Here is a 22922-nt window from a genome sequence, read left to right on the forward strand (position 1 = left end):
CATGGGGCGCATCATTTGCTGCGGTCTCGGCCCAGGCGATCCTGATTTGATGAGCGTGCGCGCCGATCGCACCGTGCGCGGCGCGCAGCATGTTGCTTATTTCCGCAAGAAGGGCAGGCCGGGTCAGGCGCGACGCATCGTCGAGGGCATGCTCGCTGCCGGCGTCACTGAATATCCCATGGAATATCCTGTCACGACCGAGATCGCCTTCGACAGTCCTGACTACGTGCAACTGCTCGCCGGCTTCTACGACGAATGGGCCGAGCGCCTGGCGCGCCTTTCGCGCGCGGTCGACGTCGTCGTGCTCTGCGAGGGCGATCCTTACTTCTATGGCTCCTTCATGCATCTGCACACGCGCCTGCAGGGCCGCGTTGAGATCGAGGTGATCGCCGGCATTCCCGGGATGGTCGGCTGCTGGAACGGCGTCGGACAGCCGATCGCCCTCGGCGACGACGTCACGACCGTGCTGATGGGCACCTTGGCCGAAGACGAGCTCGAGCGGCGCATGCGCGATTCCGATGCGCTCGTCGTCATGAAGACCGGCCGCAATCTCGCGAAGGTGCGCCGCGCGCTTCGCTCCGCGGGCCGGCTGGACGACGCCTGGCTGGTCGAGCGCGGTACCATGCCGGGCGAGCGCGTGGCGCGGCTCGCCGAGATCGATGCGGCCGACTGTCCTTACTTCGCGATCGTGCTCGTGCACGGCAAAGGCCGGCATCTGGACGCGGCCGAATGACGGGCACCCTGACCATCGCCGGCCTTGGCCCGGGCAGCGAGACGCTGGTGACGCCGGAAGTCTCGGCCGCGCTTGCGACGGCGACGGACATTTTGGGCTACGCACCCTATGTCGCACGCGTGCCGGCGCGGCCTGGGCTCACACTGCATCCCTCCGATAATCGCGAAGAGCTGCAGCGCGCGAGCGAGGCTTTGCGGCTCGCCGCCGACGGCGGGCAGGTCGTCGTCGTGTCCTCCGGTGATCCCGGCGTGTTCGCGATGGCGTCCGCCGTGTTCGAGGCGCTCGAACAGGCGCCGCAATATCGCAAGCTTCCGATCCGTGTGCTGCCGGGCATCACGGCGATGCTGGCGGCGGCTGCACGCGCCGGGGCGCCGCTCGGCCATGATTTTTGCGCGATCAATCTTTCCGACAATCTCAAGCCCTGGACGGTGATCGAGAAGCGCCTCCGCCTTGCGGCGCAAGCCGATTTTGCCATCGCGATGTACAATCCGCGCTCGGCGAGCCGGCCGGAAGGCTTTGGCCGCGCGCTGGCGCTGCTGAAGGAAGCCGGCTGCGGCGAGCGCTTCGTGATCTTCGCCCACGCGATCAGTACGCCCAATGAAAAGATCGAGACCGTCACGCTGAACGAGGCGCGGCCCGAGATGGCCGACATGCGCACGCTGGTGATCGTCGGCAACTCGCAGACGCGCCGCGTCGGCCGCTGGATCTATGCACCGAGGCAGGTCCGATGACCGAGCCACTGCATCACCTCCGTGACGCTCTCGACCCGCAACCGTTCGGGCAGTTGCGGTCGCGAGATCATGACCACGGGGAGGCCGAGCATGCGGGCAGCGTCGATCTTGGCGCGCGCACCGTCGCCGCCGGAATTGCGGGCGACGATCCATGCGATGCCGCGCGTGCGCAGCATCTCCAGCTCTCCGTCGAGGGTGAAGGGTCCACGCGACACGATCACATCGGCCGCGAAGAGCAGGGGCGCTTCGGGCGGGTCGACGAAGCGCAGCGTGTAGGAATGCTGCGACTTGGCCGCGAACGGCGCGATGTGCTGGCGGCCGATGGCGAGGAACACGTTTGCCGGCGCGTTGGGCAGCGCGGCGACGGCGGCGTGGACGTCGACGACTTCGATCCAATCGTCGCCAGGAGCTTTGGTCCAGGGCGCGCGCTCCAACGCAATCAAGGGCGTGCCGGTCTCCGCACACGCCTCGACCGCGTTCCGGCTCATCTCGGCCGCGAAGGGATGCGTCGCGTCGATGACATGCGTGATGCCCTCACGACGAATATAGTCGGCAAGGCCGCTCACGCCGCCAAAACCGCCGATGCGGGTCGGCAGCGGCTGGTCGGCCGGCGCGCGGGTGCGGCCTCCGTACGAATACACGGCGTCAATACCAGCGCACGCGATCGCCGCTGCGAGCAGGCTCGCGTCGCTCGTTCCGCCCAGAATGAGGGCGCGCGTCATGGCTGATCCCTGGTTGACCATCATCGGTATCGGCGAAGATGGCCTTGCCGGGCTGTCGGAGGCAAGCCGAAAGGCGCTCGATGATGCCGAAACCGTGTTCGGCGGCAAGCGCCATCTTGCGCTCGCCGGCATAACCGGCCGCGGCCGCCCATGGCCGATGCCGTTCGACGCAGACGTCGTGTTGAACTGCCGTGGCCGTCCGACCGCGGTGCTCGCCTCCGGTGATCCGTTCTGGCATGGCGCCGGCGCAAGCCTTGCCGAGAAGCTCGATGGCGACGAGTGGATCGCGTACCCCGCGCCATCGACCTTTTCGCTTGCGGCCGCGCGGCTGGGCTGGCGCCTGGAGTCTGTGACGTGCATCGGCCTTCATGCGGCCCCGTTCGAGCGTCTGGTGCCGCATCTGGCGCGAGATGCGCGCATCATCTGCCTCGTGCGCGATGCAACGGCGGTTAGCGACCTCGCGAAGTGGCTGACGGAACGCGGATGGGGCGCTTCACTGTTGTGGACGCTCGAGGCGCTTGGCGGCCCACGCGAATACATTGACCAGCATCGCGTCGACCGCTTTGCCGAGGACATTGCTGGAGATCTGGTCGCGGTGGCGCTGCTGGCGGTGGGGACGCAGGGCATTCCCCGTAGCTCGGGCCTGTCAGACGATCTCTTCGTCCATGACGGCCAGATCACCAAGCGGCCGGTCCGCGCGCTGGCGCTCTCGGCGCTGGCGCCGCGTCCGGGCGAGCGACTGTGGGATATCGGCGCCGGATCGGGGTCGATCTCGGTCGAGTGGGCGCTGTGCGGGGGAACGGCGACGGCCGTCGAGGCGCGAGAGGATCGCGTGGAGAATATCCACAAGAATGCGGCCGCGTTCGGGCTGGTGCATCGGATCACTGTTGTCACCGGGAAAGCGCCCGAAGCCCTCGCTACGCTGGAGGCCCCGGACGCCGTCTTCATCGGCGGCGGCCTTGATAGCGCGATGTTCGATGCGATCTGGTCGCGGCTCGCGCCAAAAGCGCGGCTGGTCGCCCATTCCGTGACGTTGGAGACGGAAGCGCTGCTCGGCGAGCTGCATCAGCGCCACGGCGGCGAGCTGATGCGGGTGGAGATCGCGCATGCCGCGCCCCTCGGCCGCTATCGCTCCTGGGAGGCGGCGCGGCCGGTGGTGCAGTGGGGTGTGGTCCGATGAAGGTCGCCGGGCTCGGATTCAGGCGCGATGTGACGCTGGCTTCGCTGCGCGAGGCGCTGCTGGCGGCGGGCGGGCCCGAAGGGATCGCCGCGGTGGCAACTGTCGGCGACAAGGCGGATACCGCGGCGCTGAAGCAACTCGCGCGCGAGTGCGGTGTGCCGATCAGGGCCGTTCCGATCGAGATACTGGCCGGCATCGACACGCTCACGCAATCGGAGCTCGTCGCGCAAAAGTTCGGCACGGGATCTGTTGCCGAAGCCGCGGCGCTCGCCGCTGCCGGCCCTGGGGCCCGGCTCATTGCGACGCGCGTGGTCTCGCAGGATCGCACGGCCACTGCCGCAATCGCGGAAGGAGACGGCCCATGACCGTCCATTTCATCGGCGCCGGGCCCGGCGCGCCCGATTTGCTGACGCTGCGGGGCCGTGATCTGATCGCGGCCTGTCCGGTCTGCCTCTATGCCGGCTCGCTGGTACCCGAAGGTGTCTTGGCGCATTGCCCGCCCGGTGCGCGCATCGTCAACACCGCGCCGTTGTCGCTCGACGAGATCATCGCCGAAATCGCTGGCGCACATGCCGAGGGCAAGGATGTCGCGCGGCTGCATTCCGGCGACCTCTCGATCTGGTCGGCGATGGGCGAGCAGCTGCGCCGTTTGCGCTCGCTCGGGATTTCCTACACAGTGACACCCGGCGTGCCTTCGTTCTCGGCTGCCGCGGCGGCGCTAGAGGCCGAACTGACTTTGCCCGGTTTGGCTCAGACCGTAGTGCTGACGCGCACGCCCGGCCGCGCCAGCGCGATGCCCGAGGGCGAGAAGCTCGCCGCATTCGCCGCCACCGGCGCGGTGCTCGCGATCCATCTATCGATCCATCTGCTCGACAAGGTCATCGCCGAGTTGACGCCGCATTACGGCGCAGACTGCGCAGTCGCGATCGTGTGGCGCGCGAGCTGGCCGGAACAGCGGATCGTGCGCGCGACGCTTGCGACGCTCGATGCGGCTGTGGGCGGCGAGATGGAGCGCACCGCGTTGATCCTGGTCGGCAGGACGCTTGGTGCTGCGGATTTTGACGAGAGCCGGCTCTATGCCGTCGATTACGATCGCCGCTACCGGCCGGTCGGTGCCGCGCCGCGCTTTCCGGAGGCGTCGTGATGGCGGCAGCGCTCGTCATCTCCGCACCTGCTTCAGGCGTCGGCAAGACGACGCTGACGCTGGCGCTCGCCCGTGCCTGGCGCAATCGGGGCCTGAACGTGCAGTGCTTCAAGAGCGGCCCCGACTACATCGATCCCGCCTTCCACGCCGCCGCCACGGGACGCGCCTCTGTCAACGTCGACAGCTGGGCGATGGACGGCGCAGCGATTGCGCATCTCGTCAGCCGCGGTGCGGACGCCGATGTCGTGCTCGCCGAAGGCTCGATGGGCCTGTTCGACGGCGTGGCCGCACGCGGCGTCTCCGGCACCGGTGCCACCGCCGATATCGCGGAGATGCTGGGCTGGCCTGTACTGCTGGTGATCGATCCCTCCGGACAAGCGCAGACTGCGGCAGCGATCGCCGCAGGTCTTCGCGATTACCGCGCCGGCGTGCGTCTTGCCGGCGTCGTGCTCAACCGCGTCGCCAGCCCACGGCACGAGGATCTCGTGCGGCGTGCGCTGAACGATGCCGGCATCGCCGTGTTCGGCGCGCTGCCGCGCCATGCCGAGATCAGCCTGCCGAAGCGGCATCTTGGTCTCGTGCAGGCCGAGGAGCAGGCGGAGATCGGCAAGCTGATCGACGAGGCCGCGCGCTTTGTCGCCGAGCATGTCGATCTCGATGCCGTGCTGCGATCCGCGGCCGGCTGGTCGCCACACGCTGCGGCGAATGGCCTCAACGTGACGCCGCCCGGCCAGCGCATCGCACTGGCCCGCGATGCGGCATTCTCCTTCGTCTATCCGCATATGCTGGAGGCCTGGCGCGCGGCGGGCGCCGAGATCGTGCCGTTCTCGCCGCTGGCCGATGAAGCGCCAGACGCGAGCGCCGACGTATGCTGGCTGCCCGGCGGCTATCCCGAGCTTCATGCCGGCAGGATCGCAGCCAATGCACGCTTTCGCAGCGGCCTGCGCGCCTTCGCGGAGACGCGGCCCGTGCATGGCGAGTGCGGGGGCTATATGGTGCTGGGTGCCGCTTTGACCGACGCCGACGGTGTCCGCCATGAGATGGCGGGGTTGCTCGGCCTGGAGACCAGCTTTGCCAAGCGCCGCATGCATCTGGGCTATCGTCTTGCCGAACTGGCCGCGCCGATGCCGGGGCATGAGGTCGGTGTGCGCCTGCGCGGCCACGAGTTCCACTATTCGACCATCCTTGCCGAGCCCGATACGCCGCTGGCGGTCGTGCACGACGCAACGGGCGCGGTCATCGCCGAGACCGGCTCGCGGCGCGGCCGTGCCACCGGCACATTCTTTCATCTGATCGCGGAGGACCGGTGAGCGGTTTTGTCTCTTTCGTTTCCGCCGGTCCCGGCGATCCCGAGCTCCTCACGGTGAAGGGCGCCGCGCGGCTGCGCGAGGCCGATGTCGTGCTTTATGACGATCTTGCCTCCGGCGCGATCCTCGATCTCGCCCGGCCCGGCGCCAATCTCGTCGCGGTCGGAAAGCGAGCAGGGCGGCCTTCGACCAAGCAGCACCACGTCAATCGTCTGTTGGTCGACTATGCCGCAACCGGCGCGCGCGTGGTGCGGCTGAAGTCGGGCGATGCCGGAATTTTCGGCCGGCTCGAGGAGGAGCTGGAAACGCTGCGCGAAGCCGGCATCGGCTACGAGATCGTTCCCGGTGTGACATCCGCCTGTGTCGCCGCCGCTCAGGCCGGCATTCCCCTGACCCGTCGGCATACCTCCCGCCGGGTGCAGTTCATCACCGGTGCTGACATCACGGGCGAGCTGCCGCCCAACCTGAATTGGGCGGCGCTGGCTGATCCCGAGGCCACGACCGTGGTCTATATGGGCCGGCGCACCTTTCCGGCGCTTGCCGCAAAATTGATCGCGCGCGGCCTCGCCCCCAACACCCCGGCGTTGTTCGCCGAATCCCTTGGGCGGTCTGACGAACGGCTGGTCCGCACCACCATTGCCGAGCTTGCCGAGCAGCTTGCGCGCGGCGGCGCCGCTTCCACCGCGGCCGTGATCCTGTTCGGCGCGCTGGCGGGGGATTATCCGTCATGACGGCCGCGGCCACCCTTCGCCCCTTGACGCCGGCTCCGCGAAAGGGGCACACAGGAGAGGCATGGTGCTCGACGCGGCGCAAAGCGCCGGAGCATAATCGGGAATGGGGGTGGGCGGACCCAGTTGCGGCGCCCAAAACCCCAGCCGCCCCCGCGACTGTAAGCGGTGAGGGACTCCAATCAGCCACTGGGCCGCAGGGTCCGGGAAGGCCGGTGAACCCCAGTGAACCGCGAGCCAGGAGACCGGCCGTGCATGTTTTGAGGCCAAGGCCGTCGGGTGTGACGGCAGGAAGGAATTGAGCCATGCATATCGAACCCGAAATCGTGACGGGCGCCAAGCTCGTGTTGAGTTATGCAACCGGCATCGCCGCAGGCGGCGTAGCGCTGAAGCTTGCGGCCGAAACCGTGCGCGAGCAGGGCGTTGGCTCGTTCGCGGCGCGCACGCTCGCTACCACGGGCCTCGTCTTCACCTTCTTCCAGATCCTGCCGCACTTCCCCGTCGGGGTGTCCGAGGTGCACTTTATCCTCGGCTCGACCCTGTTCCTGCTGTTCGGTGCTGCGCCCGCGGCCTTCGGCCTCGCGCTCGGCCTCCTGCTCCAGGGCGTGTTGTTCGTGCCGACCGACCTGCCGCAATATGGCATGAACGTCACCACCCTCCTGGTGCCGCTGTTCGCGATTAAGGCGCTCGCCACGCGGATCATTCCGCGCAACACCGCTTATGTCGACCTGAAGTATCGTCAGGCGCTGGCGCTCTCCACCGCCTATCAGTCCGGCATCGTCGCCTGGGTGGCGTTCTGGGCGCTCTACGGCTCCGGCTTCGGTGCGACCAACCTCGCCAACATCGCGGCGTTTGCCGGGTCCTATGCGCTGGTCATCGTGATCGAGCCGCTCGCCGATCTCGCCGTGCTGGCGCTGGCGAAGTCGCTGCGTGGCGTCACTGCGCCCGGCCTCGTCACGCCGCGCCTGCACAACGCGGCCTGAGAGACAAGCGAAAGGGCGGCCGCTGCGACCGCCCATCGCGCTCGTGATGCTCACGCTCTCCCTGATAGGCATCGGTTGCGGCGATCCCGAGCAGCTCACGCGCGCCGCGATTGCCGCCATCAACGCGGCCGATCTCGTCCTGATCCCGCGCAAGGGGACTGCGAAGTCTGATCTCGCTGATCTCAGACGGACGATCTGCGCCGACGTGCTCACCAGCGACAAGACGGCCGTCGCCGAATTCGATCTTCCTGTGCGCGACGCAGGCGAAGCCGATTACCGCAAGGGCGTGAACGATTGGCACGATGCGGTTGCCGCGACCTGGTCGCAGACGATCGCGAGGCATCTCGCAGGCGACGGCAAGGTCGCGCTGCTGATCTGGGGCGATCCGTCGCTCTACGACTCCTCGCTGCGCATTGCGCGCCGGCTCGATCCCTTGCCGAAGATCGAAGTCGTGCCGGGCATCACCTCGATCCAGGCGCTGTGCGCGGCGCATGCGCTGCCGCTCAACGACATCGGCGAGCCGTTCCTGGTCACGACAGGGCGGCGCTTGCGCGACGGCGGCTGGCCGCAGGGCGTCGATACTGTGGTGGTGATGCTCGACGGCGGCACGGCGTTTCAATCGCTCGATCCGGCCGGGCTCCACATTTGGTGGGGCGCCTATCTCGGCATGCCCGATCAGATCATCTTGTCCGGCGCGCTGGCCGAGGTCGGTCCGCGCATCGTCGCGTTGCGGCAAGAGGCGCGCGAGCGGCACGGCTGGATCATGGACAGCTATATTCTCAAACGCAGGCGTTGAGCGAGGCAGCATGCTTCCCGAATGGGTTTACCAGAACTGCCCCGAGGTCTCCGCGGTCCCTCGCGCGGCGGCCATTGCGCGGCAAGCGCAACTGACGAAACCGACCGGCGCGCTCGGCCGGCTCGAGCAGCTCGCGATCGAGCTTGCGGGCTTGCAGGCCACCGAGCAGCCGCGCGCCGCGCGGGTCCCGATCATCATCTTCGCGGGCGACCACGGCATCGTCGCGCAGGGCGTGTCGGCCTATCCGCAAGCCGTTACTATCGCGATGATGGCGAATTTTGCCTCCGGAGGCGCCGCGATCTCGGTGCTGGCGCGCGAGCTGGGGTCGAGCCTCGAGGTGGTCGACGCCGGCACGCTGGCCGAGGAGCAGATGGCGGGAATCGTCACCGACAAGCCGCGCAGCGGCACGCGCGATTTCAGCGTCGAGGCTGCGCTCACGCCGGCGGAATTGGCCTTCGCCTTCGAGGCCGGCCAGCGCGCGGTGGCGCGCGCCGAGGCCAGTCAGCCCGATCTGTTGATCTTCGGCGAGATGGGCATCGGCAACACCACGACGTCAGCGGCGATTGCCGCGAGCCTGGCTGGCGTGAGCGCCGAGGAGATCGCGGGCAGCGGGACCGGCGTCGATGCGGCCGGCCGGGCGCACAAGGCGCGGGTGATCGATGCGGCGATCGCGCGCCACGGCATTGCCGGAGCCTCGGTCGAGGAGATCCTGTATGCCGTCGGCGGCCTCGAGATCGCGGCGATCTCAGGTGCCATCATCGCGGCCGCGCAGCGCCGCCTTCCCGTATTGATCGACGGGTTCATCGTGTCGGTCGCGGCGCTGGCGGCGGCGCGCCTCAATCCGTCGTGTCAACCGTTTCTGTTGCCCTCGCATCAATCGGCGGAGCAGGGACATCGGCTGGTGTTGCGTGCGCTGAACGTGCAGCCGCTGATCAGCCTCGATCTCAGGCTTGGCGAGGGATCGGGCGCGGCCATCGCGCTGCCGCTGGTCCGCTCGGCCTGTGCGCTTCACAATGGCATGGCGACGTTCGCGCAGGCCAACGTACCGGATCGGCCTAACTGATCCGCTGGTTGACCGAGACGACGCGCCAGCCGCCCGCGAGCCGATCGATCCGGGTGAGCGACAGCGGATCGATCACGAAGCGCAAGGCGGCTTGCGGCGTCAGGTCCAGCGCGATGCAGAGCGCGGCGCGGATGGTGCCGGAATGTACGACCAGCGCTGCGGAGCCTGCGCCAATCCGCGACAGACCCAGCCGGACGCGGGCGACCTGATCCGCAAAGCTCTCGCCGTTCGGCGGCCGTCCGCGCGCCGCATCGCGCCAGAACTGCGCATAGTCATTGCGACCGGTCGCAGCGAGCTCGTCGTGCCGATGACCGGTCCAGTCGCCGAAATCCTGCTCGCGGAATTCGCTGACCAACTCCGGTTCGAGCCCCAGTGCGCGCGCCGTCTCGACCGTGCGCCGCGACGGGCTGGCATAGCTCCCAGCATCCCGCGGCAGGCGTTGTCGCAGCGCTTCCAGTTGCGCGCGGTCGGTCAGGTCCGCCGGCGCATCGACCGCATGGATCGTCCCTTTGACGCCGTCGACAGGGGCATGTCGGATCAGCCAGAGGAAGGTCGCGCCTTCCATGCAAATCTCCGGGGAAGTTGGTGGCTGTGGCAATATCGCCGCAGCTTGCACATTGACTCCGTCTTGATCGTAATCCTAGATGCTCGCGACGGTTTTCCCGAGAGGGAATGAAAAGGGAATGCGGTGCGGGGCGTTGTCCCCAATACCGTGGCTGCCCCCGCAACTGTGAGCGGATAATCCTTCGTCACAAGCCACTGGGTCCTCGGCCCCGGGAAGGCGACGAAGCGGTGATGACCCGCGAGCCAGGAGACCTGCCGTCAGCCGTGGTCACACGCGAAGATGTCGGTCGGGGAGTACAGACATTCGGCTTCATCGGACGGCTGCAAGGCCAAAGGTGAGACCTCGTTCGCTGTGACGTGCCACTGACGTCATACCGAGGTTTTGTTCCGTGTCTTCCATCCGTATCGCGCGACCGCGCCGCTTCCTGCTTGCCTCCGCCGCGTTCACATTCCTTGCCGTTGTTGATCTGCCGGCCGCACTGGCGCAGCAGGCCCGAGAGCCGCTGCCACCCGTCGAGGTGTCGCCCGCCCAACCGCGCAAGCCGGCCAAACCGGTTGCACGGGAGGCGCAGAGCGCACGCCGCACGGTAGTGCGCAGGCCAGCGGCTGTATCCGCAGCGTCCAAGCCTGTTATGCCGGCTTCGACGGCGCAAACCCCGCTCAACACCAATGCCGTTGCCGAAAGCGCCTCGCGGCTTGGCCTGACCGTGCGGCAGACGCCCGCGACGGTCGAGGTGATCTCGGCCGCGACGATGCGCGAGCAGGGCTATCGCACCGTGTCCGAGGTGGCGCAGGGCGCGGTCGGCGTCACCTCCGGCGACAACCCGGCCGAGCCTTCGGCCTTCGCCATGCGCGGCTTCACCAACAGCCAGATCAACACGCTCTACAACGGCATCAAGATCGGTCCGCAGAACATGACCTCGCGGATCGTCGACACCGCCAATCTGGAGGCCGTGGAATTCCTGAAAGGTCCGGCCTCGCTGATCTCGGGCGAGGGCGCCGCGGGCGGCGCGATCAACTTCGTCGCCAAGCAACCGCACACCGGAGCGATCCGGAACGAGGCGAACTTCTCCTGGGACTCGCTGAACTCGTTCCGTGCGCATTACGGTTCCGGCGGCAGCACGAATGTGCAGGGGCTGGACTATCGCTTCGACATCAGCCGCTCCACGCTCAACGGCTTTGCCGACGATACTAACATCAAGACGTTCGGCACGTCCGGCCAGCTCAATTACCGCATCTCCGACAGCCTCAAGATCTGGGGCGCGCTCGAGTACCGGGAGGATCGCTCGAAAGCCTATTGGGGCGCGCCGCTGGTGCCGGTCGCCTTCAGCGGCTCGCACGCGACGACTGGGATCGTCTCCGGCAACTACGTCTCGAATTACAACGGAACGAATCTTGGCGCCGTCACCGTCGACGACCGCACCTTCAAAACCAATTACAACGTCCTCGACAACCGTAACGTCGCCCAGGAAGTGTGGTTGCGCGGCGGCTTCGAGCTGAAGCTCGCGCCCGATCTGACGCTGAAGAGCCAGGCCTATGGCTACGGCGCAGAACGGACCTGGTTCAACAACGAGATCGAGGCGTTCAACTCCACCACGAACCTCGTTGATCGCGAGCGCTTCTATGTCGCGCACAGCCAGCGTCTGGTCGGCAACATCACTGACCTGATCTGGGACACGAACATCGCAGGATTCGACAACCGGCTGGTGACGACGCTCTCGTCGAGCTATCTCGATTTCGTCAGGCCCGGCGCGGCAAACTTTCCCGGCGATTCCGTTTCGCTGGTCGATCCCAACCGAGGTTTCTACGGCCTGCTCACAACCAAGCAGCAGACGGCGCGCATCGACAACGAGGCTCTGTCGTTCGAGGATCGGCTGAAGCTGACGCGCAGCTTCGCGCTGATCGGCGGCCTGCGGGTCGAGCATATCGGGCTTGATCGCAATTCGACCGACCCTGCCGGGCTTGTGAAAGCAGGCTTCCCGTTCACGAAAGACTGGGCGCCGGTGACGGGCCGCATCGGCTACACCTGGGAGGCCGTTCCAGGCCTGACCTTCTTCAGCCAGTACGCCACCGGTGCCGACGTATCCGCCAACAACATCTTCCTGCTGTTGCCGACCCAGCCGCTCGACCTGACCACGTCGCGCACCTATGAGACCGGCGTCAAGCATCTGTTCTGGGACAACAGGGCGGAATGGTCGTTCTCGGCCTACGACATCTTGCGCAAGAACGTCTATGCGGCGGCGGGCGGCATGCAGCTGAATATCGCCGGACGGCAGGAGTCAAAGGGTGTCGAGCTTGCCGCCTCCGTGCGGCCGATCGAGCCGTTGCGTCTCTGGGGCAACATCGCCTATGTCGATGCCCGCTACGCCGACTACAATTTCACCGGCGGCTCGTTCTCCGGCAACACGCCGCCGAACGTGCCGCGCATCGTGGCGAATGCCGGTGCGTCCTGGCGGTTCTTTACGCCCTGGCCGGTGGAGCTCGGCATCACCGGCCGCCATGTCGGAGACCGCTACAACACCGATGCCAACGTCGTGACGATGAAGGCGTACACGGTGGCCGACGTCTATGCCTTCGTCGACATCCCCAGGACGGTGTTCAATGCGGTCGAGCAGGCTCGCCTGACCTTCCGTGTGCGCAACATCACCGACAAGCGCTACGCGATCTGGGGCGATCCGTTCTATCCCGATCAGATCCTCCTGGGCGCGCCGCGCACCTATGAGATCTCCGCTGCGTTCAAATGGTGAGGCCTTCTGCCGATGATGAGCGCGATCGTCGTCTCGCACCGCTGGCTCGGGATCGCGTTCTGCCTGCTGTTCGCGATGTGGTTCGCGACTGGAATCGTCATGCACTTCGTTCCGTTTCCATCGCTGACGGAAGCGGAGCGATTTGCCGGCCTCGCGCCGCTGGATCGCGGCGGGCCGAGGATCTCGGTGGCGGAGGCCGTTGCGGCGAGCGGGATCGCCGATGCCACGCGCGTTCGGCTGATCCAGCGGGGTGATGGACCAGTCTACATCGTGTCGGGACCGTCCCGTTCGCGTGCGGTCCGCGCCTCCGACGGAGCGGACGGGTCGGTGACGTCCGTCGATGTCGCGCTCACGGTCGTGCAAAGCCACGCGGATCGGCGCGGGCTCGACGCGCTGCGGGCTGCGATCGTCGCTCGTTCCGACTACGATCAATGGAGCGTGCCGAACGGTTTTGATCGCCATCGACCGTTGTTTCGCGCCGCTTTCGGTGATGCCGCCGGAACGGAGATCTATGTCTCGTCACCGACCGGCGAGGTGGTGCTCGATACGACGCGCAGCGAGCGCGGGTGGAATTGGGCCGGCAGTGTGCTGCACTGGATTTATCCGACGGTTCTGCGAAGCAACTGGGCGCTGTGGGATCGGGTGGTCTGGACACTGTCGCTGCTGGCCTTGATCGCAGCATTGCTTGGTGCGGTGCTCGGAATCGTGCGGATCAGGTTTCGCGAAGGCCAAACCGCCTCGCCGTACCGTGGCTGGCATGCGCTGCATCACCTGATTGGCCTCGCGGCGATGCTGTTCCTGCTGACCTGGATTCTCAGCGGCTGGCTCTCGATGGATCACGGCCGATTGTTCTCGCACGGGCAATTAACTCCAACAGAGGCCGGCGTGGTCGATGCCGCCCCGGATTGGCGAGACGCTTCATCGCTCGATCTGCAGCCAACGTCACCCTCGACTCGCGAGGTCGAATGGTTCGCCTTCAACGGTAAAGTCTACCGCCGCGATCGGGTTGATCTCAGTCGTCAGATGTTGACCAAGGTGGGGGAGGCGCCGCGCGATGAACCGGTGGCATTCCTGGATGTGCAGGAGATCGGGAATCTGACGGCGCGCCTCGCCGCCGGCTGCGCCGCACCGTTCGTGCTCGCCGGCAATGACAACTATCCGGCGCAATCCAGCATTCCGGGGGCTCCTGTCTACCGCTCGACCTGCGGCGATCTCTGGTTCGATGTCGATGCAGCCAATGGCAGCGTGCTGCAAAGACTGGACCCGTCGCGACGCGCGTATCGCTGGCTTTACAGTGCGCTGCACACGCTTGATTTTCCGATTCTGCTGGCTCATGCGCGGCTGCGTGATGCTCTCATTGTCGGCCTCTGTATGCTCGGACTGACGTTCTCCATCACTGGCATCGTCATCGGTTGGCGACGCTTGCGGGCTTCGCTGGCAGCCTAAAGCAGGCCGCAACTGCGGGCACGGTATGGGTTGGCAGAGCAGCGATGCGCTGAGCGGCAGCACGGTCTCTTTTCGCCTGCCGGCTTTCGGTGTAGCTCTGCGCCGGCTTGGAACGGCGGGAGCCAATCCAGACGACGACCGCAAATCATGGAGGCAGCACGGATGTACCCGAAAGTTCAGATGTTCATTGCCGGCGAGTGGACCGAAGGGTCGTCAGGCAAATCGGAGGACATCCTCAATCCGGCCACCGGCCAGCCGATCGGCAAGACGCCCCACGCCGCGAAGGCGGATCTCGACCGCGCGCTGGAGGCGGCCAAAGCCGGCTTCGACATCTGGCGCAAGACCTCGCCGTTCGACCGCTACAAGCTGATGCGCAAGGCCGCCGACATCATCCGCTCGCGGGCCGCCGAAATTGCGCCCGTGATGACCATGGAGCAGGGCAAGCCCGTAGTGGAAGCGCAGGGCGAGACCATGCTGGCCGGCGACCTCATCGACTGGTTCGCGGAAGAAGCGCGCCGCGCCTATGGCCGCATCGTGCCGCCGCGGATGGGCAATGTCTCCCAGCTCGTGGCCAAGGAGCCGGTTGGCCCGGTCGCAGCGTTCACGCCCTGGAATTTCCCGATCAACCAGGCGGTGCGCAAGATCTCGGCCGCGCTCGCCGCCGGCTGCTCGATCATCGTCAAGGGGCCGGAAGAGACGCCGGCGAGCTGCATGGAGCTGGTGCGCGCCTATGCCGACGCGGGCATTCCTGCCGGCGTCGTCCAACTGGTGTTCGGTGTGCCCGCGGAAGTGTCGGAATATCTCATCCCGCACCCGATCATCCGCAAGATCAGCTTCACCGGCTCGACCGCGGTCGGCAAGCATCTGGCCGCGCTCGCCGGCCTGCACATGAAGCGCGTCACCATGGAGCTCGGCGGCCACGCGCCGGCGATCGTGTTCGCGGATGCCGACCTCGATAACGCCGCCAAGATTCTGTCGGCCAACAAGTTCCGCAACGCCGGCCAGGTCTGCGTCTCGCCAACGCGCTTCCTGGTGCATGAGAGCGTCTACGAGCCTTTCGTCGACAAGTTCGTGGCGGCGGCCAAGAGCCTCAAGGTCGGCAATGGCCTCGACAAGGACACCCGCATGGGCCCGCTGGCGAACCCGCGCCGCGTCGACGCGATGGAAGGCTTCGTCTCCGACGCCGTTCAGCGCGGCGCCAAGGTGCAAGCCGGCGGCAAGCGCATCGGCAACGAAGGCTTCTTCTTCGAGCCGACCGTGCTGACCGACGTGCCGCGCGATGCCCGCATCATGAACGAGGAGCCGTTCGGCCCGCTGGCGCCGATCACCTCCTTCCGCAGCTATGACGAGGTGGTGGCCGAGGCCAACCGTCTGCCTTACGGCCTGGCGGCCTATGCCTACACCACCTCGACCAAGACGATGCAGGCCATCGGTGCCGACATCGAGAGCGGCATGGTCTCGATCAACCATCACGGGCTCGCGCTGCCCGAAGTGCCGTTCGGCGGCATCAAGGATTCCGGCTACGGCTCCGAAGGCGGCCTCGAGGCGATCGAAGGTTATCTCAACACGAAGTTCGTCACCCAGGCGAGTGCATAGCCAATCGCGAAATCTCTGTACCCCGGCGCGACCCGTTCGGCGCGCCGGGTGCTACGCCTGGTTATCCACCAGCGGCCGGTGATATCCTCGCTTACTGACCGTACAATAAAGAGAGGCTGAGCCGACCTGCGTGCATAGCTCCTGGTCAGTCCTCTCTCCCGCACCGCAGTTCGATCGCCTGCAAATTAGACAAACGGCCTTGCGCGGCCGATTGCAGTGCAACGGGCATTTCTATTTGCGTCGAAGAATCCAAGGGTGCGCTGCACATTTCTGCTTCGTATCCGGCTGCTCTCTGCGCGAGCAGCGCTGCACCAAAACGTGCAGCCGATGGTGCGCCGCGCAATGCCGGTGGCTTGGTGGCGCTTTGGTTTGCGACAACTCTGACCCTATCCCGAGGCCATCGCTCTGTCGCACGCTCGTACGTGATGGCATGACAGGGAATGACGATGAGCGTGCTCGCTTTGACATTGGACGCGGCGATGGGCGGGAAGGACCCGGCGTCCGGTCCGGACGTCGCGCGTAGCTGACTGTGCAGATGAGCGATTCCGGCAATCACTGGGAGGTCGGCACCGATATCGGTGGCACCTTCACCGACATCATCGCCATCCGGCGCGATTCCGCGGAAGCGCGAATTGCGAAGGTGCCGTCGCGCCCACAGGCGCCGGTTCAGGCAATGCTGGAGGCGATCGAGGCGGTGGGCCTACGCAAGAGCGAGGTCAAGCGCTTCGTCCATGGCACCACGCGCGTGACCAACGCCATCGTCGAGAACCGGCTGCCGAAGGTGGCGCTGGTCGCGACCGAAGGCTTTGCCGATGTGCTGGAGATCGCGCGCTATCGCCGCCGCGATCTCTATCGTCTCGACATTGCGCCGAAATCGCCGCCGCTGGTTCCGCCCGAACGCTGCTTCGGGCTTGCCGAGCGCCTCGATCACGAGGGCCGCGTACTGAGGGCGCTGGACGAAGCCGACATCGAGCGCCTGCTGGCGTGGCTGAAAGAGACCGGCGTGCAGAGCGTCGCGGTCGCGCTGCTGCACGCCTATGCCAATCCGGTGCATGAAAAGATGCTCGGCGAGCGGCTCAAGGATGTCGTCGCCCATGTCTCGCTGTCGCACGAGGTCAACCCCGAGGCACGCGAATATGAGCGGACCTCGGCAACCGTATTCAACGCCGCCGCGATGCCGATCGCGGTCGAATATCTCAGCGAGCTGGAGCAGCGGCTGCCGATCGGCTCCGGCCTGCAGGTGTTTCATTCCGCCGGCGCCATGATTCCGATCTCCGCGGTGAAGCGACGGCCGCTGGTGATGGCGATGTCGGGGCCGGCCGCCGGCGTCTCGGCCTCTGTCAGCATTGCGCGCCAGCTCGGCACCTCGCGGATGTTGACGTTTGACATGGGTGGCACCACGACCGACGTCTGCCTGATCGTGGATGGCCAGGCCGAGATGACCGACGGCCGCATGCTCGGCGACAAGCCGCTGCGCCAGCCGATGCTCGCGGTGCATTCCATCGGCGCGGGCGGAGGATCGATCGTCCGCAACGGTCCCGGCGGCCTGACGGTCGGCCCGGAGAGCGCCGGCTCCGAACCGGGGCCGGCGTGCTACGGTCGAGGCGGCCATGAGCCGACCATCACCGATGCCAATGCCGTGCTCGGCTATGTCAATCCCGAGACCAAGCTTGGTGACCGCATCGGCATCGACATCGAGAGCGCCAAGCGTGTCATCGAGCCGATCGCGCGCGCACTTGGGCTGAGCCTCACCGAAACGGCGCTCGGCATCATCAAGGTCGCGAACGCGACCATGGCCCGCGCGCTTCGCCGCGTCACGGTCGAGCGCGGCATCGACGGACGCGACTGCACGCTGCTCGCGTTCGGCGGCGGCGGCCCGATGCATGCTGCGGGCCTTGCCGATCTCTACGGGATTGCGGAGGTCGTTGTGCCGAGCGCCTCGAGTGCGTTCTCGGCGCTGGGCTGCCTCACCGCCGATTTCAGCTTCCTCCAGCAGCAGACCCTTCGCGCCGCCCTCGACGGCATCGATCTCGCCCGCGTGTCGGACCGGATCGACGCCTTGATTGACGATGCCTCGGCGCCGCTCATCGCCAATGGCGTTGCGAAGGCGGAGATCCAGGTCGAGTTGGTGGCCTTGATGCGCTATGCGGCGCAGAACGACGCCGTTCCGGTGCCGTTCACGCTGCCGCTCGATGTCATCAAGCTCAAGCAGGATTTCCTGATGCGGCATCATGAGCTGTTCGGCTATGCAACCGGCGAGCCCTGCGTCATCGAATCCGTGCGGGTGCAGGCCCGTCGCCCGTCGACGACCGTCGTGAGCCGGCCGACGACGGCCGTGAGGGCGGTATCTACGGGCACGCGCAGCTGCTCGTTCGACGGCTTCCACGAGATCGCGACAGCAATCATCGACCGCGCCGCGCTGACGGAAACCGTTACCGGTCCGGCCATCATCGAAGACGCGTGGTCGACGGTGGTTGTGCCGCCGGGCTGGCAGGCAAAGCCTGATACCGCCGGCAATCTCTTCCTGACGCGGGGGGCAGCATGAAGCTCGATCCGTTCGTCGTCGAGGTCATCAGGCACGGGCTCTCAGCCGCGGCCGAGGAGATGAGCCTGGTGATGACCCGCTCCGCGCGCTCGCCGCTCTTGCGCGAGGCCGGCGACCTATCGTCCGCGATTACCGACGGCTACGGCGGCCTGGTCGGGCAGGGCCGCGACATCCCGATCCATCTCGGCGCGATGGCCTATACCATCCCAGAGTTACTGAAGGTGATGCCGCGCGACGGCCTGAATGACGGCGACGTGCTGATCTACAATGTGGGTCCGCTCGGCGGCAACCATCTCAATGACGTCAAGGTCGTGCGTCCCGTCTTCTTCGAGGGCGAGATCGTGGCCTTCGCGGTCAGCCTCGCACACTGGCCCGATATCGGCGGCACCTGGCCCGGCAGCTATTTTGCCAAGGCGATCGACACGTTCCAGGAGGCGATGCGGATTCCGCCGGTGCTGATCGCAACCGCAGCCGGCGTCAACGCGCCGATCGTGCACCTGCTCAAGGCCAACGTTCGCGATGCCGAGTCCTGCGAGGGCGATCTTCTGGCCCAGATCGCGGCGACGAAGGCCGGCGAAAAGCGCATCGTCGAGCTCTGCCGCGAGCATGGCAAGGCCGTCTTCATGGCGACGCAGGCGCGCCTGCACGATCTCTCGGAAATCGAGATGCGCGAGGCACTGCGCGACCTGCCGGACGGCGTCTATGAGGGCGAGGACTACCTCGACGACGGCAGCGAAAACAACGCGCCGGCGCGCATCCACGTGAAGATCACCATTCGCGGCGACGAGGCGACCTTCGACCTCTCCGGCAGCTGCGACCGCGTCTCCAATTTCTGCAACACGACGCCGTTCATGGCGCGATCGGCTGTGGCCTATGCCGCACGCATCATGAGCGGACGCGACATGCAGCAGAACGCTGGCGCGCTGCGGCCTCTGACCATCATCACGCGCCCCGGCTCGATCCTGGAGCCGGGCTGGACCGCGTCCGTTGCTGCCGGCAACCACGAGACGTCGATGCGCATTGTCGATGCGATCTTCCGCGCCATGCAGGACACCATTCCCGAGCGCCTGTCGGCGGGCGGGGCGACCACCGCGGGCGTGCTGTTCTTTGCCGAGCCGCGGCCGAACGGGTCATGGAAGATGCTCTACGAGGTCCATGGCGGCGGCGAAGGCGCGCGGCACGACCGGCCCGGCATCTCTGCCACCCGCGTGCATCTGTCCAACACCTCGAACACACCGGTTGAGGTGATCGAGGCGAATTACGCGATCCGGCTCGAGCAACAGGCCATCCGCCGGCAGTCCGGCGGCGCGGGAGCGCACCGCGGCGGTGACGGCTCGGTTCGCACCTACCGCATCCTCGCGCCCTCGATGCACCTGACCACCTGCATCGAGCGCTTGGTGATTGCGCCCTGGGGCATGCAGGGCGGCGAGTCCGGCAAGGCCTGTCGCATCTCGCTGGTCAGGCAGGGCGCGAACGTCGCCATCGACGGTAAGTCGAACCTGGTGCTGCAGCAAGGCGATCTCGTCACGATCGAGATGTGCGGGGGCGGCGGTTACGGTGCTGCAGCTGCGAAGTGAGGAATTGCGATGAGCAGATTGTTGCGAACCGGACTGAACGCGGGCGAGGCCGCACCGATGGCCGTGGTCGGCGGCGAGGGCGTCTACTTCCACCTGTCCGATGGGCGCAAGCTGATCGACGGCAGCAATACCGGCGGCGGTCTCGGCCATCGCCATCCCGCGATGGTGGAGGCGATCCGCCGCGCGGCGGATACGCCTGTCGTCAATGAAGGCTGGACCTGGGTCGGACGCGAGCAGGCCGCCGACGATCTCATGACGACGGCGTTCAAGGGCGAAGAGGATTGGGTCGGCGCGGTGCGCTTCTGCATCAGCGGCAGCGAGGCCAACGACATGGCGCTGTCGCTCTGCTAGGCACTGACGCAGCGCTCAGCACTGGCGACGCGCGAGCGCGCCTATCACGGCATCACCGGCCTGTCGCGCAGAATGACCGTGCAGCCGCAATGGCACGGTGGCCTCGCCGTGCATGCCGGTGGTTCGAAGCTCCCGGCGCCTATGGCGCCGGTGCGGATCCTTCCTGCGCCGAATGGCGCGATCTATGGCGGGCCGGCCAACAACACCCCGCCGAGCGAATATCTCGCGGATGCCACGCGGCGGCTCTCAGACACGGCGGCAACTATCATCGATTACACCCAGGGCGGCATCTACTACGACGGCGCCTATCAGGACGAGGTGGCCCGCTGTGCGCGGCAGGCCGGTTCTTACTGGATTGCCGACGAGGTCGTCACCGGCGCCGGGCGCGCGGGCCGCTGGTTCGCTTTCCAGGGCGCGCAAAGCCGCCCCGATATCGTGACGCTCGGCAAGTCGCTCGGGGGCGGCGCGGCGGCGGTCGCTGCGGTGGTGGTGTCGAAAGACATCGTCGAGCGGCTGAAGGGCACGAGCTGGCAGAATTACGGCACGCTGCGCGGTCATCCGATCAGCATGGCGGCCGTCAGCGCCTATCTGAAAATCATCACCGACGACAAGATTCTGGAGCACGTGCAAAATCTGGAGAAGCTGTTCGTCCGCCGCCTGCTTGCGATCGCGCAAAAGCATCCGAGCGTGCAGCGCGTGGCGGGGCAGGGGCTGCACTGGACGGTGGAGCTACACGGCCCGGACTGGCGCGACTGGCACGCCGACACCACGGAGGTGCCGATCGCCTCGCGCGTCGCGGAGCGGGCGCTGGAGGCCGGCGCCGTGATCGGAACTAGCGGTGAGCAGACCTCGCTGTTCCTGGCGCCGCCGCTTGTGATCTCCGAGCGCGAGGCTGCGCTCCTGCTCGACGCGCTTGATTACGGCCTCGATATCGCGGACAAGGAGCACGGGTGAGCGTCGATCACGCAACATCCCGCCGCTCGCCAGCCTGGCCGGCGGATGAGCCCTGGCATCTGGCGATGCCGGAGGGGACGCTCTATGACGCACTGGTGCGAGCCGCGCATGCACGGCCTTCGCATCCGGCGACGGTGTTCTACGGCGCGAGCCTGAGCTGCGCCGAGCTGCGCGACCGGGTCGATGCCGTGGCAGGCTTTCTGCAAAGCGTTTGCGGCATCAAGCGCGGCGATCGCGTCATGATCGCGCTGCAGAACTCGCCGCAATATGTCATCGCCTATTATGCGGTGATGCGGGCGGACGCCGTGATCGTCCCTGTCAATCCCATGAACAAGACCGCCGAGATCGCGTATCTCGCTGCGGATAGTGGCGCCAGTGTCGCGATCATCGGCAGCGAGCTGAGCGATGTGTTTGCCTCGCTCGTGGGCGAGGCCATCACGCATGCGATTGTCGCGCAGTATCGCGACGAAGTTCCAGCCGCGACGCCCTACACGCTGCCATCATGCGTAACGGAAGCGCCGTCGCAGGTGCCGTCACCGCCGGGCTGGCATTCCTGGTCGGCCGCGATCGCGCAAAGCTTGCGGCCGGGTGCGATGGAGGCTGGGCCGAACGATCTCATGATCCTGCCCTACACGTCGGGCACGACAGGCAAGCCCAAGGCGTGCATGCACACGCATCGCAGCGCACTGTTCACCGCGGTGTTGCAGGCGCGCTGGTATGGGCTCGATGACACGGACGTGATGACAGGCTTCATGCCTTTGTTCCATGTGGCGGGCATGCAGGGGTCGATGAATGCCGCCATCGTCACCGGCGCCACGCTGCTGCTGATGGCGCGTTGGGACAAGGATCTGCTGCCGGACCTGTTCGAGACCTATGGCGTGACGTTCTGGAACGCAGCGCCGACCATGATCGTGGATGTGCTCGCAAGCGCCAGCTTCCGCGACCGGTGCTTTGCGAAGCTCAAGGTGCTGACTGGCGGTGGCGCGGCGATGCCGACCGCGGTCGCTGAACGACTCAAGGAGCGGTTTGGTGTCGATTTCGTCGAGGGCTACGGCATGACCGAGACGATGTCGCCGACCCACCTCAATCCGATGGCGGCGCCGAAGCGACAGTGCCTCGGCATCGCCGTGCACCAGACCGACGCCAGGGTCGTCGATCCCGAGAGCCTGATCGAGCTCGACGACAACATCGTCGGCGAGATCGTCGTGCACGGGCCGCAAGTGCTGCAGGGTTACTGGAACAGGCCGCAGGCGGATGCTGAAGCCTTCATCGAACGCGACGGCAAGCGGTTCCTGCGCACCGGCGATCTCGGCTACCGCGATCGCGAAGGCTATTTCTTCGCGGTCGACCGGCTGAAGCGGATGATCAATGTCAGCGGCTTCAAGGTGTGGCCGGCAGAGGTCGAGGCGGCGATGTACCAGAACAGCGCCATCCGCGAGTGCTGCATCGTCTCGGCGCCGGACGGCTATCGCGGCGAGACCGTCAAGGCGCTGGTGGTGCTGGATGAGGCCGCACGCGCGACGACGTCGGCGGACGATATCGTCGGCTGGGCGCGCGGCGCGATGGCAAGCTACAAGGCGCCGCGCGCCGTGGTCTTCGTCGAGTCCCTGCCGCGCACCGCCAGCAACAAGGTCAACTGGCGGCTTTTGCAGGACGCCGAATGGGGGCGGACGGCATGAAAGCTGCTTGGCTGGAAAATCGGCGCGAGGCCGCGTTATGCTGCGTGCGCTGGAACATCCTTGAAGCCGCGGCTTC

The 22922-nt window shown here is 66.7% G+C and carries 18 protein-coding genes, 1 pseudogene and 2 riboswitches; of the genes and pseudogenes, 17 read left to right on the forward strand and 2 right to left on the reverse strand.

Features of this window, described 5'->3' with window-relative positions:
• Position 1: 1 nt before the first annotated feature.
• Both YU9_RS0105630 and cobJ read left to right on the forward strand, forming a co-directional pair.
• Positions 2–733, forward strand: a complete 732-nt coding sequence (locus YU9_RS0105630) for a precorrin-2 C(20)-methyltransferase (protein WP_027571899.1) — start codon at positions 2–4, stop codon at positions 731–733.
• Entirely contained in the window at positions 730–1464 is a 735-nt protein-coding gene (cobJ, locus tag YU9_RS0105635) for a precorrin-3B C(17)-methyltransferase (RefSeq protein ID WP_027571900.1), read from the forward strand. Before YU9_RS0105630 ends, cobJ begins: the two co-directional genes overlap by 4 nt.
• Here cobJ and YU9_RS0105640 read toward each other — a convergent pair.
• Positions 1440–2186 (reverse strand): cobalt-precorrin-6A reductase, encoded by a 747-nt coding sequence (locus tag YU9_RS0105640; protein WP_027571901.1) that lies wholly within the window; start codon positions 2184–2186, stop codon positions 1440–1442. The genes cobJ and YU9_RS0105640 overlap by 25 nt on opposite strands.
• Between YU9_RS0105640 and YU9_RS0105645 the strand changes: the two genes are divergently transcribed.
• The 8 genes from YU9_RS0105645 (at position 2185) to cobT (ending at position 9387) form a co-directional block, all read left to right on the forward strand.
• A complete protein-coding gene (locus tag YU9_RS0105645; RefSeq protein ID WP_027571902.1) occupies positions 2185–3366 on the forward strand; it encodes a bifunctional cobalt-precorrin-7 (C(5))-methyltransferase/cobalt-precorrin-6B (C(15))-methyltransferase in 1182 nt (393 codons plus the stop codon). The genes YU9_RS0105640 and YU9_RS0105645 overlap by 2 nt on opposite strands.
• Complete coding sequence (locus tag YU9_RS0105650; RefSeq protein ID WP_027571903.1) at positions 3363–3731, forward strand: cobalamin biosynthesis protein; 369 nt, start codon at positions 3363–3365, stop codon at positions 3729–3731. Before YU9_RS0105645 ends, YU9_RS0105650 begins: the two co-directional genes overlap by 4 nt.
• On the forward strand, positions 3728–4510 hold the full coding sequence (gene cobM, locus YU9_RS0105655; protein WP_027571904.1) for a precorrin-4 C(11)-methyltransferase: 783 nt from the start codon (positions 3728–3730) through the stop codon (positions 4508–4510). Before YU9_RS0105650 ends, cobM begins: the two co-directional genes overlap by 4 nt.
• Entirely contained in the window at positions 4510–5820 is a 1311-nt protein-coding gene (locus YU9_RS0105660; protein ID WP_027571905.1) for a cobyrinate a,c-diamide synthase, read from the forward strand. The genes cobM and YU9_RS0105660 overlap by 1 nt, the downstream gene beginning before the upstream one ends.
• On the forward strand, positions 5817–6548 hold the full coding sequence (cobA, locus tag YU9_RS0105665) for a uroporphyrinogen-III C-methyltransferase (RefSeq protein WP_027571906.1): 732 nt from the start codon (positions 5817–5819) through the stop codon (positions 6546–6548). Before YU9_RS0105660 ends, cobA begins: the two co-directional genes overlap by 4 nt.
• A 45-nt stretch (positions 6549–6593) precedes the next feature.
• A riboswitch (cobalamin riboswitch) is annotated at positions 6594–6814 on the forward strand.
• 36 nt (positions 6815–6850) lie between these two features.
• Positions 6851–7528, forward strand: coding sequence for an energy-coupling factor ABC transporter permease (locus tag YU9_RS0105670; RefSeq protein WP_027571907.1), 678 nt, complete (start codon positions 6851–6853; stop codon positions 7526–7528).
• A 46-nt stretch (positions 7529–7574) separates the two neighbouring features.
• A complete protein-coding gene (gene cobF, locus YU9_RS0105675; protein WP_027571908.1) occupies positions 7575–8324 on the forward strand; it encodes a precorrin-6A synthase (deacetylating) in 750 nt (249 codons plus the stop codon).
• A gap of 10 nt (positions 8325–8334) precedes the next feature.
• Positions 8335–9387: a nicotinate-nucleotide--dimethylbenzimidazole phosphoribosyltransferase gene (cobT, locus tag YU9_RS0105680; protein ID WP_027571909.1), complete on the forward strand. Its 1053-nt coding sequence runs from the start codon at positions 8335–8337 to the stop codon at positions 9385–9387.
• Here cobT and YU9_RS0105685 read toward each other — a convergent pair.
• Complete coding sequence (locus YU9_RS0105685) at positions 9380–9952, reverse strand: histidine phosphatase family protein (protein ID WP_027571910.1); 573 nt, start codon at positions 9950–9952, stop codon at positions 9380–9382. The two genes, cobT and YU9_RS0105685, sit on opposite strands and share 8 nt — an antisense overlap.
• Before the next feature lie 72 nt (positions 9953–10024).
• Positions 10025–10226, forward strand: a riboswitch (cobalamin riboswitch).
• A 114-nt stretch (positions 10227–10340) separates the two neighbouring features.
• Here YU9_RS0105685 and YU9_RS48880 point away from each other — a divergent pair.
• The 7 genes and pseudogenes from YU9_RS48880 (at position 10341) to YU9_RS0105720 (ending at position 22846) form a co-directional block, all read left to right on the forward strand.
• The gene (locus YU9_RS48880) at positions 10341–12698 is read left to right on the forward strand and encodes a TonB-dependent siderophore receptor (RefSeq protein ID WP_027571911.1); all 2358 of its coding nucleotides are present in this window, start codon (positions 10341–10343) and stop codon (positions 12696–12698) included.
• A 12-nt stretch (positions 12699–12710) separates the two neighbouring features.
• Positions 12711–14144: a PepSY domain-containing protein gene (locus tag YU9_RS0105695; RefSeq protein ID WP_027571912.1), complete on the forward strand. Its 1434-nt coding sequence runs from the start codon at positions 12711–12713 to the stop codon at positions 14142–14144.
• Positions 14145–14291: 147 nt separating this feature from the next.
• Positions 14292–15740, forward strand: a complete 1449-nt coding sequence (locus YU9_RS0105700) for an NAD-dependent succinate-semialdehyde dehydrogenase (protein WP_027571913.1) — start codon at positions 14292–14294, stop codon at positions 15738–15740.
• Positions 15741–16275: 535 nt separating this feature from the next.
• Entirely contained in the window at positions 16276–18285 is a 2010-nt protein-coding gene (locus tag YU9_RS0105705) for a hydantoinase/oxoprolinase family protein (RefSeq protein WP_027571914.1), read from the forward strand.
• Complete coding sequence (locus YU9_RS0105710) at positions 18282–19862, forward strand: hydantoinase B/oxoprolinase family protein (protein ID WP_027571915.1); 1581 nt, start codon at positions 18282–18284, stop codon at positions 19860–19862. The genes YU9_RS0105705 and YU9_RS0105710 overlap by 4 nt, the downstream gene beginning before the upstream one ends.
• Before the next feature lie 9 nt (positions 19863–19871).
• Positions 19872–21167, forward strand: a pseudogene (locus YU9_RS41030) (aminotransferase class III-fold pyridoxal phosphate-dependent enzyme).
• On the forward strand, positions 21164–22846 hold the full coding sequence (locus YU9_RS0105720; RefSeq protein ID WP_027571916.1) for a long-chain-fatty-acid--CoA ligase: 1683 nt from the start codon (positions 21164–21166) through the stop codon (positions 22844–22846). The pseudogene YU9_RS41030 and the gene YU9_RS0105720 overlap by 4 nt, the downstream one beginning before the upstream one ends.
• Positions 22847–22922 lie beyond the last annotated feature (76 nt).

Source organism: Bradyrhizobium sp. WSM1743 (assembly GCF_000473065.1).
Lineage (GTDB): Bacteria > Pseudomonadota > Alphaproteobacteria > Rhizobiales > Xanthobacteraceae > Bradyrhizobium.

Bases quoted from the DNA above. Each gene is read 5' to 3' on its own strand.
- YU9_RS0105670 (WP_027571907.1), top strand. From the start codon at position 6,851: ATGCATATCGAACCCGAAATCGTGACGGGCGCCAAGCTCGTGTTGAGT.
- YU9_RS0105695 (WP_027571912.1), top strand. From the start codon at position 12,711: ATGATGAGCGCGATCGTCGTCTCGCACCGCTGGCTCGGGATCGCGTTC.
- YU9_RS0105660 (WP_027571905.1), top strand. From the start codon at position 4,510: ATGGCGGCAGCGCTCGTCATCTCCGCACCTGCTTCAGGCGTCGGCAAG.
- YU9_RS0105650 (WP_027571903.1), top strand. From the start codon at position 3,363: ATGAAGGTCGCCGGGCTCGGATTCAGGCGCGATGTGACGCTGGCTTCG.
- YU9_RS0105700 (WP_027571913.1), top strand. From the start codon at position 14,292: ATGGAGGCAGCACGGATGTACCCGAAAGTTCAGATGTTCATTGCCGGC.
- YU9_RS0105630 (WP_027571899.1), top strand. From the start codon at position 2: ATGGGGCGCATCATTTGCTGCGGTCTCGGCCCAGGCGATCCTGATTTG.
- cobF (WP_027571908.1), top strand. From the start codon at position 7,575: ATGCTCACGCTCTCCCTGATAGGCATCGGTTGCGGCGATCCCGAGCAG.
- cobJ (WP_027571900.1), top strand. From the start codon at position 730: ATGACGGGCACCCTGACCATCGCCGGCCTTGGCCCGGGCAGCGAGACG.
- cobM (WP_027571904.1), top strand. From the start codon at position 3,728: ATGACCGTCCATTTCATCGGCGCCGGGCCCGGCGCGCCCGATTTGCTG.
- YU9_RS0105645 (WP_027571902.1), top strand. From the start codon at position 2,185: ATGGCTGATCCCTGGTTGACCATCATCGGTATCGGCGAAGATGGCCTT.
- cobT (WP_027571909.1), top strand. From the start codon at position 8,335: ATGCTTCCCGAATGGGTTTACCAGAACTGCCCCGAGGTCTCCGCGGTC.
- YU9_RS0105705 (WP_027571914.1), top strand. From the start codon at position 16,276: ATGAGCGATTCCGGCAATCACTGGGAGGTCGGCACCGATATCGGTGGC.
- YU9_RS0105710 (WP_027571915.1), top strand. From the start codon at position 18,282: ATGAAGCTCGATCCGTTCGTCGTCGAGGTCATCAGGCACGGGCTCTCA.
- YU9_RS0105640 (WP_027571901.1), bottom strand. From the start codon at position 2,186: ATGACGCGCGCCCTCATTCTGGGCGGAACGAGCGACGCGAGCCTGCTC.
- YU9_RS0105685 (WP_027571910.1), bottom strand. From the start codon at position 9,952: ATGGAAGGCGCGACCTTCCTCTGGCTGATCCGACATGCCCCTGTCGAC.